The following is a 450-nucleotide window of genomic DNA, read 5'->3' on the forward strand; positions in this document are numbered from 1 at the left end:
AGAATGTCGCCCAATGAAAAAGTCAGTGACTCAATTTCGGTAAATTCACGGTGTATCTCGCGGCCCAAGTTCGAAAAGGAAAAGCGCGAGTAGGGCCATGTTTTCTTCACGCCATAGTCGGCATTTTCCCGGAACGCACAGCGGATCAGGTTACTGATATCCGTTTTCAGGGTGACTATCTGCTCTTGGCTGTAATTCGCCATATTCGCCACAAACAGCGTCACCGTTAGCGCATGATGGGTTTCCGGCATCGGCAGGCACTGCATATCCGCCCAGTCCAATCCCTGATCAAACTCCCCGATATCAAATAACCAGATCACGCAGTAGACGAAAATCGGGTTACTGTACACCTCACCTTCATCAAGATAACGTTGTGCCGTGGGCAGGTAGTTGGGTAACAATTCCCGCCGTTTCATCTCGACCCGTTCTGCTGTGGTCAGTAACTCACGT

At 50.2% G+C, this 450-nt stretch carries 1 protein-coding gene; it reads right to left on the bottom strand.

The genetic code is table 11. The annotated features are described in order from the left end of the window. A partial coding sequence (gpM, locus tag AAC854_RS23125) for a phage terminase small subunit (protein WP_340619131.1) occupies positions 1-450 on the bottom strand: 450 nt, incomplete at both ends.

The organism is Xenorhabdus entomophaga, from assembly GCF_037996725.1.
Lineage (GTDB): Bacteria > Pseudomonadota > Gammaproteobacteria > Enterobacterales > Enterobacteriaceae > Xenorhabdus > Xenorhabdus khoisanae.